This is a genomic window from Bacillus pumilus (assembly GCF_003431975.1).
Taxonomy (GTDB): Bacteria; Bacillota; Bacilli; order Bacillales; family Bacillaceae; genus Bacillus; species Bacillus pumilus_N.
The window spans coordinates 1,524,662-1,543,081 of sequence record NZ_CP027116.1 but is presented as its reverse complement, the minus strand read 5'-3'; the positions used below and the strand labels follow the sequence as shown (position 1 = coordinate 1,543,081).

Sequence of the window (18,420 nt, the reverse complement as noted above, 5' to 3'; positions counted from 1 at the left end):
GCAGTCACTCCCACTCTTTCAAAATTTGATGATAGGCTAAAAATGGTGTTTCAGCTTTCGTGATCGATCTTCCGACAACGATTTGCGAAACCCCCTGCTCTTTTGCATAGGCAGGAGTCGCCACACGCTTTTGGTCATCAGTTTGATCATTCTGTAAGCGTATCCCCGGCGTGACAGTGAGAAAGGAAGGTGAGATGTGCTCATGAAGGGCTTTAGATTCATGTACAGAGCAAACAACACCGTCTAGTCCACTTTCATATGCCAATTGACCGTACCGGATGACAGTCTCTTGCAGCGGCCGGTCAATGAGTAATTCGCTTCTCATCATGTCTTCTGACGTACTCGTCAGCTGAGTCACTGCAATAATGCCTGGGCGTTTTTTTCCAGCAGGTGTTCCGCTGTCAAGCCCTTCTAACGCAGCCTGCATCATATGTTTCCCGCCAGCTGCATGCACATTGACCAAATCGACGCCAAGTGCTGCAAGCCTGGTCATAGCTTTTTGCACTGTTGTTGGTATGTCATGTAATTTCAGATCGAGAAAAATGCGGCAATTTTTTTCTTTAAGCGCATCCAGGATGGCTGGTCCTTCTTGGTAAAATAGTTCCATGCCGACCTTCACAAATAATGGTGTTCCTTCAAAGGGTTCTAAAAAAGCGAGCGCCTCCCGCCCTGATGGAAAATCAAGCGCGATGATGGGCAAGTGCTTCATGTTTCCAGCTCCTTCCGATACATTCCTCTACAGATGAATAGCCATAAGCTGCTAATACATTTGGCAGTTCTTCAATGATTTCTGGGCAAATAAATGGGTTCACAAAATTGGCTGTGCCAACAGCTACTGCACTCGCACCTGCTAATAAAAATTCAAGTACATCTTCAGCACTTTGCACGCCGCCCATTCCGATAATTGGGATAGAAACCGCTTGACTGACCTCATGTACCATGCGCACAGCGACAGGTTTTACAGCAGGGCCTGATAATCCGCCTGTTTTATTGGCAAGTATTGGTTTCCCCGTTTTTAAATTTAAACGCATACCGATTAACGTGTTAATCATCGTGAGTCCATCCGCCCCAGCAGATTCAATTGCTTGAGCAATCTCTACAATGTTGGCTACGTTTGGAGACAGTTTGACATAGACAGGAACGGAAGAAACGTCTTTCACCGCTTTTGTCAATGATGCAGCCATACGTGGATCTGTACCAAAGGCAATTCCGCCTGTTTTAACATTCGGACACGAAATATTCAGTTCAAGGGCATGGACATTTTTTGCTTGACTGATTTGTTTGGCTACTTCGACATAATCATCGACCTGTGAGCCAGCGACATTTGCAATAATAGGCGTATCAAACTGCTCTAGCCAAGGTAATTCATTTTCAAGCACGCCTTTTAGTCCTGGATTTTGAAGGCCGATTGCATTGAGCATACCGGCTCCTGTCTCCGCTACCCTTGGTGTTGGATTACCAAATCTCGGTTCAAGGGTTGTGGCCTTGATCATGATACCGCCAAGTAAGGATAGATCATATAATGAAGCAAATTCTCTGCCGAATCCAAAACAGCCCGATGCAGGAATGATTGGATTTTTTAAAGATAAGCCGGGTAACTCAACATTTAGCATGACAGTGCCACCTCCTCTGCTTTAAAAACAGGCCCATCCAGACAGACTTTGACGTATGGCTTTTCGTGCTGGTCGGTATGACAGACACAAGCAAAGCATGCACCAATTCCGCACCCCATCCGTTCTTCCATTGAAATGTAGACAGGTTTATCTGGGTAAGAGTCTTTTAGTGCCTTTAACATAGGTGTCGGTCCGCAGGAAAGCATGACATCAAAGCTCAAATTGTTCTCTTCGATGACACTTGTCACGAAGCCCTTAGAGCCATAAGTTCCATCAACTGTTGCGATAAATGTATCTCCGAGTGCTTGGAATTTCTCCTCGTAAAATACATCCTTTTTCGATTGAAATCCGAGGACATGCTTGACGGTGACACCTTTTTTCGTTAAACGCTTGGACAGTTCATATAGAGGCGGCACACCAATTCCACCACCGACTAGTAATGCTGTCTGACCTGACTGAACTACTGTAGGGTCGTATCCGTTTCCGAGCGGTCCTAATACATCGACAGACGCTCCCTCCCGCTTTTGGGAAAGGAGCTTTGTGCCCTCTCCCTCTGCGCGGTAAATGATGGTCGCTTCTTGTTTCTCGGCATGAATGTTTGCAATACTGATCGGTCTTCTCAGCAGCGGTGTCATGGATTCACTGACCTTGATATGAAGAAATTGTCCAGCCGTTTGAAAGGAGTCCACAAGGTCACCTTTTAATGTCATTTCGTAAATATGATCAGCGATCTCTCGGTTTGAGACGACCGTCAAGTATGCTTTTTTCATATCGTTACTGTCACCTCAGCATTCGTTTTCACTTCTGGCATTTCGTCCGCTCTAAATGTCATGCTTTCCAGCACTCTTAAAATGGCTTCTGCTGTATCTAGTGACGTGAGGCATGCCACACCATTTTCAACAGCTTCACGTCTGATTCTAAAGCCGTCTCTTGCTGGCTGTTTTCCTTTTGTCAGAGTGTTGATGACAAACTGGGCTTCCCCGTTTCGAATGACATCGAGAAGGTTTTTGCCTTCTTCTCCTATTTTGCCAACAACACTTGATGGGATGGAGGCTTGTTTTAAGTAATTCGCTGTTCCTTCTGTCGCTAAAATATGATAGCCGATTGAATGGAACCTTCTTGCAATCTCAAGTCCTTCTTCTTTATCTTTATCAGCCACTGTTAGCAGAACTGTTCCGTCATTAGGAATTTGAATGCCTGATGCAATTAATCCTTTGTAAAGAGCTTTTTCGATTGTGACATCTTTCCCCATGACTTCACCTGTTGATTTCATTTCAGGTCCTAGTGTAATATCGACTCTTCTTAGTTTTGCAAAAGAGAAGACTGGAACTTTGACGTAGACACCTTCTTGCTCTGTGTGAAGTCCTTCCTCGTAGCCATAGTTTTTAAGTTTTTCACCTAAAATGACTTTTGTCGCTAGGTTGGCCATCGGGATGCCCGTGATTTTACTTAAGAAAGGAACTGTCCGGCTTGAACGCGGATTCACTTCAAGTACGTACACTTCACCCTTTGAGAGGACAAATTGAATGTTTAGCAGCCCAATAATGTTGAGTCCTTTTGCGAGCTTAATCGTGTATTCTGCGATCTTCGCTTTGATCTCCTCAGACAATGTTTGCGGCGGATACACCGCAATCGAGTCACCAGAGTGAACCCCGGCTCTTTCAATATGTTCCATAATGCCTGGAATCACGACCGTTTCCCCATCAGATACGGCATCTACTTCGATTTCTTTTCCTGTTAAATACTTGTCAATTAACACTGGGTGCTGCGGATTGACTTTCACTGCATTCTCCATGTAGTGAAGAAGCTCTTCTTCTTGATAAACGATTTCCATTGCACGGCCGCCTAATACGTAGGAAGGACGGACAAGAACTGGGTAGCCGATCTGATTAGCAATCGCTACAGCCTCAGGCACAGACGTAGCTGTTTTTCCTTTAGGCTGCGGCACGCCGAGTGTTTCTAATGTTTGTTCAAACTTGTCCCGGTTTTCTGCGCGGTCTAGGTCTTCAAGAGAAGTGCCGAGAATCTTCACCCCTCTATTTGATAATTCATCTGCTAGGTTGATTGCCGTTTGTCCGCCGAATTGAACGACGACTCCTTCAGGCTGCTCAAGATCGATGATGTGCATCACATCTTCTACAGTGAGTGGTTCAAAGTAGAGCTTGTCTGAAATACTAAAGTCTGTTGAGACCGTTTCAGGGTTGTTGTTAATAATGATTGCTTCATAGCCTGCTTGTTTAATTGCCCACACAGAATGAACCGTCGCATAATCAAATTCAACGCCTTGTCCGATTCGGATAGGTCCCGATCCTAACACGATGACACTTTTCTTATCTGTCCGTTCTGATTCATTTTCATCTTCATACGTGCTGTAGAAATATGGCGTCTCGGATTCAAATTCTGCTGCACATGTATCCACCATTTTGTAGACAGGTACAATGCCTGCTTCTTGTCTCAGCTTGTAAACATCCGCTTCGTTCATCTTCCACTCGCGGCTAATATAGATGTCTGAGAAGCCTTTTTCTTTCGCTTCTTTTAGTACGTCTGTATTGCCTTTGTTTTCTTTTAATGTTTTTTCAAATGTAATGATGCCTTCCAGTTTATGAAGGAAGAAGTAATCAATTTTTGAGAATTCATGTATTTGTTCAACCGTATAGCCTCTTCTAAGCGCCTCAGCGATATAAAACAGACGCTCATCTCCTGCTTTGATAATCCGCTTTTCAAGCACTTCGTTTGTGATGTCTGCTTCGTCTTTTAATTCAATGTGATGCACGTCCGCTTCAAGTGAACGGACAGCCTTTAGAAGTGACTCTTCTAATGTACGGCCGATCGCCATCACTTCACCAGTTGCTTTCATTTGCGTGCCAAGACGTCTGTTGGCAGATTCGAATTTATCAAACGGCCAGCGCGGAATTTTAGACACAATATAGTCAAGTGCCGGCTCGAAGGCAGCATAGGTTTTACCTGTGACTGGGTTCATCATTTCATCAAGTGTTAAGCCGACAGCAATTTTCGCTGCAAGTTTTGCGATTGGATAACCCGTTGCTTTCGACGCAAGAGCTGAAGAACGACTCACGCGCGGGTTTACTTCGATGATATAGTATTGAAAGCTGTCTGGGTCAATTGCCAGCTGTACGTTACATCCGCCTTCAATGCCAAGTGCTCTGATCAGCTTGAGCGACACATTACGAAGCAGCTGGTATTCACGGTCACTTAACGTTTGGCTTGGCGCCACAACGATACTGTCACCTGTGTGGATACCAACTGGATCAAAGTTCTCCATGTTACAAACAACGATCGCATGGTCACCGCTATCACGCATGACTTCATATTCAATTTCTTTAAAGCCTGCAATACTTTTTTCAAGCAAACATTGTGTGACTGGGCTCAGCTTCAAACCGTTTTCGACGATTTCTTTTAATTCTTGCTCATTTGTACAAATTCCGCCACCTGTTCCGCCTAATGTATAAGCTGGTCTCACAATGACAGGGAAACCGATTTGATTCGTAAACGCCATTGCTTCTTCTAGGTTATGGATGATTTCACTTTCCGGCACTGGCTCATTTAGTTCATTCATTAAATTACGGAATAAATCTCTGTCCTCTGCTTTTTGAATAGCTGACAGCTTTGTTCCTAATACTTCAACGCCGCATTCAGCTAATACGCCAAGGTCTGATAATTCAACAGCAAGATTAAGCCCAGTTTGTCCGCCAAGTGTTGGTAAAATCGCATCAGGACGTTCTTTTCGAATGATTCGTGTTAAAAATTCTGGTGTCAGTGGTTCGATGTATACCTTATCGGCCATTTCTGTATCTGTCATGATGGTCGCCGGATTGGAATTCACAAGAACAACTTCATAGCCCTCTTCTTTTAGCGCTAAGCAAGCCTGTGTGCCTGCATAGTCAAACTCCGCTGCCTGACCGATGATGATTGGACCTGATCCGATGACTAAAATCTTTTTGATATCTACACGTTTTGGCATACTTCTTCCCCTTCTTTCTCAGTTGTATGAATCATGTCCATGAACTGGTCGAATAAGTAGTTTGCATCTTCTGGACCTGGTGATGCTTCTGGGTGGTACTGGACAGTGAATGCTGGTGCTTCTTTATGCTTTAATCCTTCAATTGTATTGTCATTTAGTGCGATATGTGTGACTTCAAGCACGTCCTCGTTAATGGTACTAACTGTGTAGCCGTGGTTTTGAGATGTTAGTGTCACCTTGCCGGTTGCTAGCTCTTTCACTGGGTGATTTGAGCCTCTATGACCGAATTTCATTTTTTCAGTACTTGCACCGCACGCAAGAGCGAATAATTGATGTCCAAGGCAAATGCCAAAGAGCGGAACCTTTCCAATCAATTGCTGAATCATCTCAACTGCTTCTGGTACATCAACAGGATCCCCAGGGCCGTTTGAAAGCATGATCCCATCAGGCTTTAATTGCAGTACTTCATCTGCTGTGATATTGTATGGCACCACGATGACATCACAGTCACGTTTGTTCAGCTCGCGCAAAATGCCGTGTTTCATGCCGAAATCAACAAGGACAATTCTTTTTCCTCTTCCTGGGCTTGGATACGCATTTTTCACAGAAACTTGACTCACTTGATCAGTTGGCAGCTGCATTGTTTGAAGGCGGCGAACTACCTCTTCCACTTGTTCATCCGGTCCTGCAAACGCCCCTCTTAAAGTCCCTGCGCTTCGAATCATTCTCGTCAGCTTACGTGTATCGATTCCGCTAAGACCTGGAATATTTTTCATTTTCAAATATTCATCGAGTGAGTATGAAGAGCGCCAGTTTGAAGGTTTTTCACAAAGCTCCTTCACGATCAGCCCTTTTACAAAGGGTGTGATCGATTCAAAATCATCACGGTTAATCCCGTAGTTGCCGATAAGCGGATAAGTAAGCGTGACAATTTGTCCGCAGTATGATGGATCAGACAAAATTTCTTGATAGCCTGTCATTCCTGTATTAAAGACAACTTCTCCGACTGACGAATCTAAGCTGCCAAAGCCTGTTCCTTCGAATACTGTTCCGTTTTCTAGCACTAAGCGTCTCTTCATTTTACTAGTCTCCCCTCTTCATACACGACTTTCCCAGATGCAAGTGTCATGACCGGCCATCCTGATACAGTCAATTTGTCAAACGGTGTATTTTGCCCTTTTGATAAGAAGCTTTTTTTATCGATTGCCATTTCTTTGTTTAAATCAATGAGTGTGATATCCGCCGTTTGCCCTTCTTCCAGTTTTCCATATGGAAGGGAGAAGGCTTCTGCTGGCTTGATCGTCATATAATCAACGAGTTCTTTTAATGTCCATTCGCCTGTTTTAACAAATCGTGTATACAGAAGCGGGAACGCTGTTTCAAGCCCGACAATCCCAAAAGGTGCTCGCTGCATCGTTTCGTTCTTTTCTTCTTCTGTATGCGGGGCATGATCTGTTGCAATGAAATCAATCGTTCCATCTAAAAGTCCCTCGATCAGTGCCTCGCGATCCTCTTTTCCTCTAAGCGGCGGATTCATTTTAAAGTTCGTATCAAGCCCTGGGATATCTGCATCACATAAAAGCAGGTGATGCGGTGATACCTCAGCCGTCACACGGATACCAGCTTTTTTTGCATCGCGAACGACTCGCACAGATTCTTTCGTACTGATATGACATACATGATAATGACAATTCGCTGCTTCTGCTAAAAGAACATCTCTTGCAATATGCACCGATTCACAAATGGACGGTATTCCGTTTAATTCATTTGCTTTTGAAAATTCCCCTTCATGAACGCACCCGCCGTAAATGAGCGAGTTATCTTCACAGTGCGCGACAATGGCTTGATCAAGACTTGCTGCCTTTTTCATCGCTTCGTACATCATGCCTGCTGTTTGGATGCCGACTCCGTCATCTGTAAAGGCGAAGGCGCCTGCTTCTTTTAGTGCTGCAAAGTCCGTCATCTCTTCCCCTATCTGTCTAATTGTGATAGAAGCGTATGGTAGTACTCTCACAGAAGAGGTCTCTTCAATTCGATTCATGAGCCATTCCATTTGCTCTTTTGTATCTGGAACTGGGCGTGTATTTGGCATAGCTGCAATCGTCGTATACCCACCTCTTGCAGCTGCTTTAGAGCCTGTTTCAATCGTTTCCTTTTTCTCTCCGCCTGGCTCTCTTAAATGCACATGCAGATCAATCAAGCCTGGTGACACAAATAGTCCTTTAGCATCAATAACCTCTTCTCCGTCTTCTCTTTCTAAGTGACCAATTGCTTGAATCACTTTTCCTTCTACCCTAATATCCTGCTGCACTTTTTCGCCTGTGCTTGTTAAGATAAAACCGTTTTTAATGAGATATGACATAGACAGAATCTCTCCCTTTTTGATGTAGTCTGCTATTTTGAAAAGCTCTTTTTAATACGGCCATTCGGACATAAACGCCATTTTCCATTTGCTTAAAAATTCGTGACTGCTTGGATTCTACTAAAGAATCATCTATCTCCACACCTCTGTTTACTGGTGCTGGATGCATGATAATGGCTCGTTTTTTCATGTTGTTTGCCCTGTTTACTGTTAATCCATAAGTCGATAAGTAATCTTCACTGCCCATTTTTTCAGCATGCCGTTCATGCTGAATTCTAAGCAGCATCACCACATCAGATTGTCTAATGGCTTCGTCTACTTGGACATACGTTCCGTGAGGGTTTTGCTCATCTTGGAAGGAAGCAGGCCCTGAGAAAAGGACTGTCGCTCCGAGCCTTGAGAGTACTTCAGCATTCGACCTTGCCACCCTGCTATGCTTGATGTCTCCATGTATCGAAATCGTTAAGCCCTCAAAGCCGCCAAACTCTTCATAGATGGTCATTAGGTCAAGCAGTGATTGGGTCGGGTGCTGCCCGCAGCCATCTCCAGCATTGATGATGGGAATCCCAACTTTCCCGATTAGCTCGTTGTAATATTCATCGGTGCTGTCTCTGATCACACAAGCTTTCACACCGATGGATTCAAGCGTTTTTACCGTATCGTATAGGGTTTCGCCTTTTTGAACGGAGGTGCTTGCCGCATCTAAGCTCAGTACATTCATCCCCAGTTTCTTTTCGGCGACTTCGAAGCTAAATCGTGTTCTTGTGCTTGGTTCAAAGAAGAGATTTGCTACAAATTCTCCCGCTAAACCAAGCTCTTGCTTCCCCTGTTTGAGAGCCGTTGCTTCTTCAATTAGCTGTAAAATCTCTTCTTTAGATAAGCTGCTCATTGTCGATAGATCATTCATTTTTTCTTCCCCCTCTAGTTTTTCATCACTTTCAGGTTCAAAAAAACCCTAAGCCTCGGCAGCTTAGGGTTCTCCAAAAGAAGCAGCGGCACGTTCGTGCATTCTGCTCATTTTAGAACCCTTGTCAGCCTCACTGGACTTCTTTTAAAAGGTTTTCTGTATTCGATTCATTTGACTCGTCATCGTCCGATTTTTGATGCGGCAGGATCAGGTTTAGCAGGACGCCTGTAATGGCTGCAAGTGCCATTCCAGATAGTGTGAGGTTGATTTGTTTCACCTCAATGAATGCTCCGCCAATTCCGATGACTAAGATGACTGAAGCGATAATGAGATTACGTTTTTCTTCAAAATTCACTTTATGATCAATCAGGATTCTCAGACCGCTTGAAGCAATGATCCCAAAGAGCAGGAACGAAACGCCCCCCATGACTGCAGACGGTACTGTACTGATTAATGCTGAAATTTTTCCGACAAAGCCGAAGCAGATCGCAAAGACTGCGGCTCCGCCGATGACGAAGATACTGAACACTCTTGTGATGGCAAGTACGCCAATGTTTTCTCCATACGTTGTGGTTGGTGGTCCGCCAATGAGTGAAGCGAAGATCGTCGCTGCACTGTCTCCTAAAATGGAGCGATGAAGACCTGGTTTTTTAATAAAATCTTGCCCTACAACTTTACTTAACACCACTTGGTGGCCGATGTGCTCAGACATTGTCACAAAGGCAACCGGCACCATTACGGTGAGAATGCTTAAAGTGACAGCAGGTGTGTAATCGGCAAATGGTACGACGAAGTCTGGTACAGCAAACCATTTTGCATCAATGACCGGCTGGAAGTTTACAATCCCTTGTGTTAAGGCAAAGAGATAGCCGCTGATAATTCCGATGAGTACTGGGATCAAGCTAAGGAATCCTCTTAGGAAAATCATACTGATAATGGTGACAGCCAGTGTGAAGCCAGCAACCATTAAGTGCTTCAGACTGTAAACAAGCTCGGTTGCATTTGGATCAACATACATCGCCATATTGACAGCTGTTCCAGCGAGTCCGAGACCAATGACCATAATGACTGGCCCTACGACGACCGGCGGCAGAAGTTTCATCAGCCACCCTGTGCCGAGCCATTTAATAAATAGTGCAATGAGTGCATAAGCGACACCCGCCATGAATGCACCGACCATTGCGGCTCCAGGGCCGCCTGTTGCTTTCACATTTAGTATGGGGGCGATAAAGGCAAAGGACGATCCAAGATACGCCGGAATTTGTCCTCTTGTGATAATTAAGTAAACAATGGTTCCAACACCACTTGAGATGAGCGCGACGGCTGGACTCATATCAATGATTTTTGGTACAAGAATGGTTGCACCGAACATGGCAAACAAATGCTGAAGGCTAAGTGATAGCCATGTGAACGGTTTTGGGATATCTCGAATGCCTAAATTGGCTTTTTGCTGACTCATGATTTTCCTCCTAGATGTGTCCTTTTTCATTAAAAAAGCCTCTTTGCGAGTAAGCGCAAAGAGGCCTAGAAAAACCGTGCACGTCACGTTAGCCGTGTGCTCGGTGTCTCTGTTATTGCCCTCTTTGCAAACTCTCTGGAATGCATTTAAAAAGGTTATTTTTCATATATAGCGACAAGGTCGTTTTGATCTACTTCATTCAGCTGAACCATGACTGTCTCTGCTTTTGATGTCGGAATGTTCTTCCCGATATAATCCGCTCGAATCGGTAGCTCCCGGTGTCCTCGGTCGACGAGAACAGCAAGCTGAATGGAGGATGGTCTTCCTACATCCACAAGGGCATCCATTGCCGCTCTGACGGTTCTACCTGTAAACAGGACATCGTCAACGACGATCAGTGTTTTCTCATTAATGTCAGCTGGAATGTCTGCACCCTTTACAAGCGGGTCTTGGTTGTCTGTCTTTTTTGTCAGGTCATCACGGTATAGCGTAATATCAAGTTCACCTACAGTGACTGGATTTCCTTCAATTTGCTCAATGCGCTCTGCAAGGCGCTTTGCAAGATGAATACCTCTTGTCTTGATCCCGGCAAGGATGACATCCTTCATCCCTTTGTTGCGCTCGATCATTTCATGTGCAATTCGGGTAAGCGCTCGTCTGATCGCCTGCTCATCAAGAATGACTGCTTTTTGTTCCATCTTTTACACCTCTTTTTGACAAATAAAAAGCCCCTTCTGCAAAGGGCAGAGAGGGGCGTTCATTTGTGCATACACGTGCACAAATTGATCCGTTATCCTTCTCAGCCTCTCTGGACTGTTTTAAAGAATCTCAATTTCTTCATTTATTATTTCAAAAAAAGAACGGCCTGTCAATCGTTATTTCTTAGTGAATCGATAAAGGCTTGCATATCAGCTGGAATTGGTGCTGTGAATTCAATATATTCTCCTGTTCTAGGATGATCAAATCCTAATACACCTGCATGCAGCAATTGTCCATTGAAATCGACTGTCTTCCTCGGTCCATATTTCGGATCTCCTGCAAGCGGATAGCCGATATATTTCATATGAACACGAATTTGGTGTGTTCTTCCTGTTTCAAGACGGCACTCTACAAGCGTGAAGTCCTGAAAGCGTTCAATCACATCAAAATGAGTGACTGCTTGCTTTGAACTTTCTTTTGTAACTGTCATGCTTTGGCGGTCTTTTTTGTCTCTTCCAATTGGGGCATCAATGGTACCTGTATCATGCTGAATGATGCCATGGACAACGGCCGTATATTTTCTTGTGACGGTCTTAGCCACAAGCTGATTGACGAGCGATTCATGCGCCATATCATTTTTCGCAACCATTAACAGCCCAGACGTGTCTTTATCAATTCGGTGAACAATGCCTGGACGCATCACACCATTAATCCCTGATAAGTCCGTGCAATGTGCCATTAGACCATTTACAAGCGTTCCTGACACGTGACCTGGCGCTGGATGAACAACCATACCTCGTGGTTTATTCACGACTAACACATCTGCATCCTCATAATAAATATCAAGATCCATTGCTTCTGCTTCTACATCTAGTGCTTCTGGTTCTGGAATCTCGACTTTAATCTGATCTCCAGCTTGTACTTTGTAATTGGCTTTCACTTGCTTCCCATTTACTTCGATCAGCCCATCTTTTACCCACTGCTGGACTTGAGTTCTTGACCATTCTGGTTCTGTCGTGCTGAGAAATTTATCAAGCCGTTCACTCGTTTGTTCTTCTGAAACGGCAATATTTACTTGGTTCATGTAGTTGACTCCTTCGTTTTCTTTCCATCTAACAGCATTTGAATGAAGAGCAGAATGACCCCTACGCATAGAGAAGAATCTGCAATATTAAAGATTGGGTAGTGATAATTCCCAAAGACGAAATGAGCAAAATCTACCACTTCCTGACGGAAAATACGGTCAATAAAGTTGCCAATCGCACCGCCAAGCATTAAGGCCAGCGCTACGCCAAGCAGCTTGTCCTTTTTCCCATGCTTTTGCAAATAATAAACAATTCCCGCAATAACAACGAGTGTGATTACATAGAAAAACCACATTTGTCCTTGGAGAATCCCCCATGCTGCTCCTGAATTTCGGTGAGAGGTGATGTAAAAGAAGCCATCAATCACTGGATAAGAATCTCCGAGCATCATATTTTTGACAATGAGCCATTTTGTTAATTGGTCTAAACAAATTATCACGAATGCGATTATGTAATAGAACACACACGTTCCTCCATCTTCATACTTTGATCTTTAAGCATTTTATCAAGAAAACAGGAAGGAGTAAAGAAACTTTAGTTGACAGACAAAAACCTCCCTACATGTGGAAGGCTTCAAAATGAGGATCATTTGATTCGTGAGGATAAGGAGTGAATGCTTTTTTCTCATACTGCTTATGATATAAAAAGTCGTCTACTGTGCGGGCGGTAGGAAGAATACTCATTTGTTCAAGCGGAATCACATCACCTGTCACCTCACATATTCCATAGGTTCCCTGCTCAATTTTTGCAATAGCGAGAGACACATCTTGCAGCTCTTCTTTGATGTGATAAAGAAGCGTGGTCGTTTGGACCTCGTTCATTGTGACATGCTCAGCGGGTGAACGAAATGATGCGTATTCAAACAGTTTAGATTGCAGCTCTTCTTTCATTTGAAGGAGTTCCGTGTAAATCGTCTCTAGATCGCCATTCATGTCGCTATTTCAACTCCTGCCCTGTCGTGATAATCATATTGTTGCCCCGGCTGCTCACTTTAAAGCCATAAGATTTTTCCTTTCGTTCTAAACGCTGTCATTTTCACAAAAAAGAAAACGCCCCGCGTATGGCGGGGCGCTAGTTGGTGATATCGAGCTGTTAATTCTGGTAATATTTTTCCACGATTTCAGCATTTTTCAGTGACAATGTTGGGTATTTTGGATTTGCCCCAACATCTTTTGAAATCATACGAGAACGTTCACACAGTTCTCCTTCTGCTTTTTGAACGACAATTCGTCCTGATGTGTATTCAGGCGCTGACGCGTCAGCATTTTGCTCATCTTCTACCGTTAATTCAGAGATGATAAAGAGCTGCTTCACATCTTCTTTAATGGATGCAAGAAGATTTTTCACTTCTTCTGTCGCATAAAGGGTTACATTTGCTTCAAGTGAACGTCCGATGACTTTTTCATTACGCGCAATTTCGAGCGCTTTTAGCACATCGTCACGAACTTCCATAAAGCGGTCAAACTTCGCTTCTGTCGCTTCCGCTTGAGGAACTAACGCACCTTCAGGCATATCTGTTAACTGAACACTTGGCTCTTCAACAAAGCCTAAGTGGCTCCATAATTCATCCGCTGTATGCGGAAGAATTGGTGCAGTCAGCTTCACTAATGCCATTAATGTTTCGTAGAAGACCGTCTGCATGCTGCGGCGATCTGGATGATCCGCATGCTCAATGTACACGACATCCTTTGCAAAATCGAGATAGAAAGAGCTGAGCTCAATCGTACAGAAATTGTGAATGGCATGATAAACAACCGCAAATTCGTAATCATCATATGCTTTTTTCACTTTATCAATCAATTTGTTTAATTTGATCAAGATATATTGGTCCACTTCGCGAAGCTCTTCTACCGGTACTGCATTAACTGCTGGTTCAAAGTCAAATAAGTTACCATGCAGGAAGCGGAACGTGTTACGGATTTTACGATAGACCTCTGCTACTTGTTTCAAGATATCATCAGACACTGGGTGATCGGCTTGATAGTTGACAGAAGATACCCAAAGTCTAAGAATCTCCGCCCCAAGCTGCTTCGCCACCTTCGTTGGATCAATCGTATTACCAAGTGATTTACTCATCTTGCGTCCTTCTTTATCAAGCGTAAAGCCGTGGCTGAGAACACCTTTATACGGCGCTTTTCCAGTAACAGCAACTGCTGTTGATAAAGATGAGTTGAACCAGCCGCGATATTGGTCAGAGCCTTCAAGGTAAAGGTCTGCTGGACGAACAAGGTCATCTCTTTCTTCTAAAACGGCTTGGTGAGAAGAACCAGAATCAAACCATACATCCATGATGTCCTGCTCTTTTGTGAATTCACCGTTTGGACTGCCTGGATGTGTAAAACCTTCTGGTAATAGCTCTTTCGCTTCTTTTTCAAACCAAATATTCGAGCCATGTTCTCTAAATAATTGAGAGACGTGCTGAATCGTTTCATCTGTGATGATCGGATCACCGTTTTCTGCATAAAAGACCGGAATTGGAACCCCCCATACACGCTGTCTTGAAATGCACCAATCGCCTCTGTCACGCACCATATTAAATAGGCGTGTTTCGCCCCATGCTGGCACCCATTTTGTTTCTTTAATATTATCGAGTAGTGCTTCTCTGAAATCCTTAATCGATGCAAACCACTGAGCTGTCGCACGATAAATCGTTGGCTTCTTCGTTCTCCAGTCGTGCGGGTAGGAGTGCGTGATAAAGTCAAGCTTTTTGAGCGCGCCTTTTGCTTCAAGCTGTTCTGTGATGGCTTTATTGGCATCCTCATAGAATAGCCCTTCAAAACCAGGTGCTTCTTCTGTCATCACACCTTTTTCATCTACTGGGCATAGTACGTCAAGACCGTATTTCATGCTGACAATAAAGTCATCTTCCCCGTGACCAGGTGCTGTGTGAACACAGCCTGTTCCTGCATCTGTCGTCACGTGGTCGCCAAGCATGACAAGAGAGTCTCTACCGTAGATTGGATGCTCTGCAACGATCGTATCTAATTCTTTTCCTTTTAGTGTTTTCACAACTTCATACGCTTCAAAGCCAAGCGTTTTTGCCACTTGTTCAACTAACTCAGATGCGACAACATATCGCTCAGCACCTACTTGAAGAACACTATATTCTAGATTTGGATGAACACAAATGCCAAGGTTTGCAGGAAGTGTCCAAGGTGTTGTTGTCCAGATGATGAATTGTTCGCCGTTTTCAAGTACGCCTTTGCCATCTTTCACTTTAAATGATACGTAAATAGATGGTGAGCGTTTGTCTTTATATTCAATTTCTGCTTCAGCAAGAGCTGACTCACTTGAAGGAGACCAGTTAACAGGCTTTAGACCTTTGTAAATATAGCCTCTCTTCGCCATTTCACCGAAGACAAGAATTTGCTGCGCCTCGTACTCAGGCTTTAACGTGACATAAGGATTGTCCCAGTCGGCTCTGACGCCCAATCGCTTAAACTGATTGCGCTGACCATCGATTTGCTTCCATGCATACTCCTCGCATAGTTTGCGGAATTCAGCTGTCGACATTTCTTTACGTTTGACTTTTTTATTTTTAGTGAGTGCTGTTTCAATTGGTAAGCCGTGTGTATCCCAGCCAGGTACGTACGGAGCGTGGAACCCATTCATTGATTTAAAACGCACAATAAAATCTTTTAAGATTTTATTAAGTGCGTGACCCATATGAATGTCACCATTCGCATATGGAGGTCCATCATGCAAAATAAAGGTCGGGCGTCCTTTTGTCCGCTCTAAAACCATTTGATAGATGTCTTTTTCTGCCCACTCCTCTTGGATTTCAGGCTCTTTGTTCGGCAAGTTCCCTCTCATTGGGAATTCTGTTTTCGGCATTAATAAGGTGTCTTTGTAGTTCATACCCATTCCTCCACATGCAAATTCGTATTAAAAAACAATAAAAAAAGCCCTCTCATCCCATAAGGGACGAGAAGGCTTGTCTCGCGGTACCACCCTTTTAGACAAGCGCTAAGAAACAGCCACTTATCCACTCTAAAATCGTAACGTGATCAGACGCCTTTTCTTACTCATTCATTTCAGAAAAGGAACTAAAGGGGTGATCTCATTGCAGCGTTTCGTAATGTCAGGCTTCCACCATCCCTGATTCGCTTTATTACGCATGTGACAACTGCGAGTGTCCCTTTCAAACGTTTATCTCTTGTTAATTTATGATGGTATTATATGCAACATGTGCACGTCATGTCAAGATGATGCGCTTATTCTTTTTCGTCAAAGACAGCGTCAACTTCATATTCCAGTAAATGATCCCAATCATCATTTTTCAGAAGATCAAGCTGAGCTTCGATGAGCATTTGGAAGCGAGTTCTAAAGACTTTCGACTGCTTCTTGAGCTCTTCGATTTCCATCGCAATCTTTCTTGATTTTGATAGCGCTTCGTTGATAATACGATCTGCATTTTTCTCTGCTTCACGAATAATCAATTTTGCTTCTTTATCAGAATGACGTTTGACGTCTTCTGCTGCTTCTTGCGCTACAAGAATCGATTTGTTTAGTGTCTCTTCAATTGTCGCAAAATGACCAAGTCTTTCATCAAGCTCGTTTACTTTTTCTTCAAGTTCGTTCTTTTTACGAAGTACGATTTCATAATCTTTACGCACTTGGCTCAAAAACTCATTTACTTCATCTTCGTCATATCCGCGAAAGCTTTTTGTGAACGTTTTATTATGAATATCATTAGGTGTTAATGGCAACCTCGCCACCTCCAGATTCAAGTTCGTTATGTCAGAAGCTCAAATGTTACTTTAAATTTATCTTTTTTGGTCTTCCCATCAATCGTTTTCAAGCTAAAGCGGCCAAATCCCCGAACAGAGAGCTGATCGCCTTCGCCGATTGTAAAGGAAGGGTCCTCAGTGACTTTCCAGTTAACTTTGACAAGCCCGTTTTTGACCAAAAGCTGTGCCTTTTGCCGAGACTGACGGCTAACTGCAGCACATATCGCATCAAGCCTTAGTGAAGAAATGGTATCTTCTTTGATGTCACTCTTGCTCATAACCGGCTTTAAATCGTTCTGCGTGATTTCCTCTAATGAAACGGATGCTCTGCCGACATGCGTCAGCTGCGCCCGAACAAAGTCGGCAACATCACTCGTACAAATAAACTGCACATCTTCCTCTGAAAATAACAGATCTCCAAATTTTTGACGCTTCAAGCCTGTCCCAATCAGTGAACCAAGAAGCTTCGGATGTTCTAAGGAAATAAACTTTTTCGCATAGTTCACTTGAAAATAAGACAGTTCAACATCCTGAATATCAGGTTCTAAATATTCAGGATAAATGAGAGCTCTTTTACGCTCCGCTCCTTCATACCCGCCAAAAAACATGATCCTAAGGTCATCAGCATGCTGAATGACGGACTCGGTAATAAACTGCTCACGCGGATCAAGAAAGTCTGTTAATTTCATTCGATACTGGTCGAGTGCGATTTTTTTCCAGCCTAACACTTGGTCGACAAATGGCTGTTCTTCTTTTCTAAAATGTTGATAAATATCGCTCATTTTGTTCCCCTCTTATGTAAAAGAGCCTGGCAGTGCCAAGCCCGGCAGCCTGTCTACATGAAGCGTGCAATCATATTGTAAAGACCAGTTAGTCCATATAATGATGCAAAACGAATCACAAGCAATGCCACAATTGGCGAGATGTCAATCATGCCAATTGGCGGAATAATTTTACGAAATGGTTCTAAATACGGTTCGCAAATATTTGTCAGGAAACGCCCAATTGATGTTTCTCTTGCAGATGGCACCCATGACATGAAGATGTAAATAATAATCGCGAATGAATAAATCGTTAATGCAGTTTGTAAAAACTGGAAAATGTAATATAGAATCACTATGATTTACCACCTCTGAGGTTCTTCCTCTGTCAATAGCTCTGATATTGTGCCAGATACATCCACATTATCAGGTGTGCAGAGGAATATATTCGAGCCAATACGCTGGATGTCTCCACCGATTGCATAAACAGTTCCACTTAAGAAATCGATGATTCGCTTTGCTTGATCGTGCTGAATGCGCTGCAAATTTACGACGACTGCACGTCTGTTTTTAATATGGTCTGCAATCTCCTGCGCTTCTGCATAAACACGCGGCTCACTTAACACCACTTTAGAGGATTTCTGCACGCTTTGCAAGCTGACGACATTTTGTTTTCCTGTCTGTGGACGCTCTTGAAATGCCGCTTTGTCCTTTGTGCTTTTTTCTTCTTGAGCTGGTTCTCTTTCTTCATCAATATATTCGTACTCATACTCTTCATCGTCGAGAGTGAAAAAGCTTTTAAACTTATTTTTTATGCTCATG

Annotated in this window: 17 protein-coding genes and 1 other annotated feature; all 17 genes read right to left on the bottom strand. The window is 43.5% G+C overall.

Going from position 1 to position 18,420, the window contains the following annotated elements; translation table 11 throughout:
• Nucleotides 1-4 precede the first annotated feature (4 nt).
• The 17 genes from pyrF to sepF all read right to left on the bottom strand — a co-directional run bounded on the left by pyrF (nucleotide 5) and on the right by sepF (nucleotide 18,419).
• Complete coding sequence (gene pyrF / locus C5695_RS07850) at nucleotides 5-709, bottom strand: orotidine-5'-phosphate decarboxylase (RefSeq protein ID WP_117730246.1); 705 nt, start codon at nucleotides 707-709, stop codon at nucleotides 5-7.
• Entirely contained in the window at nucleotides 681-1,613 is a 933-nt protein-coding gene (locus tag C5695_RS07845; protein WP_117730245.1) for a dihydroorotate dehydrogenase, read from the bottom strand. Before C5695_RS07845 ends, pyrF begins: the two co-directional genes overlap by 29 nt.
• Complete coding sequence (locus tag C5695_RS07840; protein ID WP_117730244.1) at nucleotides 1,607-2,383, bottom strand: dihydroorotate dehydrogenase electron transfer subunit; 777 nt, start codon at nucleotides 2,381-2,383, stop codon at nucleotides 1,607-1,609. The genes C5695_RS07845 and C5695_RS07840 overlap by 7 nt, the downstream gene beginning before the upstream one ends.
• Nucleotides 2,380-5,595, bottom strand: a complete 3,216-nt coding sequence (gene carB / locus C5695_RS07835; RefSeq protein WP_117730243.1) for a carbamoyl-phosphate synthase (glutamine-hydrolyzing) large subunit — start codon at nucleotides 5,593-5,595, stop codon at nucleotides 2,380-2,382. The genes C5695_RS07840 and carB overlap by 4 nt, the downstream gene beginning before the upstream one ends.
• Nucleotides 5,580-6,674, bottom strand: coding sequence for a carbamoyl phosphate synthase small subunit (locus C5695_RS07830; protein WP_117730242.1), 1,095 nt, complete (start codon nucleotides 6,672-6,674; stop codon nucleotides 5,580-5,582). Before C5695_RS07830 ends, carB begins: the two co-directional genes overlap by 16 nt.
• Entirely contained in the window at nucleotides 6,671-7,957 is a 1,287-nt protein-coding gene (locus tag C5695_RS07825) for a dihydroorotase (RefSeq protein WP_117730241.1), read from the bottom strand. The genes C5695_RS07830 and C5695_RS07825 overlap by 4 nt, the downstream gene beginning before the upstream one ends.
• Nucleotides 7,941-8,864 carry an aspartate carbamoyltransferase catalytic subunit gene (locus C5695_RS07820; protein WP_117730240.1) on the bottom strand — a complete coding sequence of 308 codons (924 nt, stop codon included), beginning with the start codon at nucleotides 8,862-8,864 and terminating at the stop codon, nucleotides 7,941-7,943. Before C5695_RS07820 ends, C5695_RS07825 begins: the two co-directional genes overlap by 17 nt.
• Nucleotides 8,865-8,994: 130 nt before the next feature.
• Nucleotides 8,995-10,323, bottom strand: a complete 1,329-nt coding sequence (locus C5695_RS07815) for a uracil-xanthine permease family protein (protein WP_117730239.1) — start codon at nucleotides 10,321-10,323, stop codon at nucleotides 8,995-8,997.
• 155 nt (nucleotides 10,324-10,478) lie between these two features.
• Complete coding sequence (gene pyrR / locus C5695_RS07810; protein ID WP_117730238.1) at nucleotides 10,479-11,021, bottom strand: bifunctional pyr operon transcriptional regulator/uracil phosphoribosyltransferase PyrR; 543 nt, start codon at nucleotides 11,019-11,021, stop codon at nucleotides 10,479-10,481.
• Between the two features lie 170 nt (nucleotides 11,022-11,191).
• Nucleotides 11,192-12,106 carry an RluA family pseudouridine synthase gene (locus C5695_RS07805; RefSeq protein WP_117730237.1) on the bottom strand — a complete coding sequence of 305 codons (915 nt, stop codon included), beginning with the start codon at nucleotides 12,104-12,106 and terminating at the stop codon, nucleotides 11,192-11,194.
• Nucleotides 12,103-12,570: a signal peptidase II gene (gene lspA / locus C5695_RS07800; RefSeq protein WP_117730236.1), complete on the bottom strand. Its 468-nt coding sequence runs from the start codon at nucleotides 12,568-12,570 to the stop codon at nucleotides 12,103-12,105. Before lspA ends, C5695_RS07805 begins: the two co-directional genes overlap by 4 nt.
• Before the next feature lie 94 nt (nucleotides 12,571-12,664).
• Nucleotides 12,665-13,039 (bottom strand): TraR/DksA family transcriptional regulator, encoded by a 375-nt coding sequence (locus C5695_RS07795; protein ID WP_117730235.1) that lies wholly within the window; start codon nucleotides 13,037-13,039, stop codon nucleotides 12,665-12,667.
• Nucleotides 13,040-13,199: 160 nt separating this feature from the next.
• Complete coding sequence (gene ileS / locus C5695_RS07790) at nucleotides 13,200-15,965, bottom strand: isoleucine--tRNA ligase (protein WP_117730234.1); 2,766 nt, start codon at nucleotides 15,963-15,965, stop codon at nucleotides 13,200-13,202.
• A gap of 59 nt (nucleotides 15,966-16,024) precedes the next feature.
• Nucleotides 16,025-16,262, bottom strand: a binding site (T-box leader).
• 59 nt (nucleotides 16,263-16,321) lie between these two features.
• Nucleotides 16,322-16,816, bottom strand: a complete 495-nt coding sequence (locus tag C5695_RS07785; protein WP_003211323.1) for a DivIVA domain-containing protein — start codon at nucleotides 16,814-16,816, stop codon at nucleotides 16,322-16,324.
• Nucleotides 16,817-16,842: 26 nt separating this feature from the next.
• Nucleotides 16,843-17,619 carry a YlmH family RNA-binding protein gene (locus tag C5695_RS07780; RefSeq protein ID WP_117730233.1) on the bottom strand — a complete coding sequence of 259 codons (777 nt, stop codon included), beginning with the start codon at nucleotides 17,617-17,619 and terminating at the stop codon, nucleotides 16,843-16,845.
• Nucleotides 17,620-17,672: 53 nt separating this feature from the next.
• Nucleotides 17,673-17,954 (bottom strand): YggT family protein, encoded by a 282-nt coding sequence (locus tag C5695_RS07775; RefSeq protein WP_117730232.1) that lies wholly within the window; start codon nucleotides 17,952-17,954, stop codon nucleotides 17,673-17,675.
• Nucleotides 17,955-17,960: 6 nt separating this feature from the next.
• On the bottom strand, nucleotides 17,961-18,419 hold the full coding sequence (gene sepF / locus C5695_RS07770) for a cell division protein SepF (protein ID WP_117730231.1): 459 nt from the start codon (nucleotides 18,417-18,419) through the stop codon (nucleotides 17,961-17,963).
• Nucleotide 18,420: the final 1 nt, after the last annotated feature.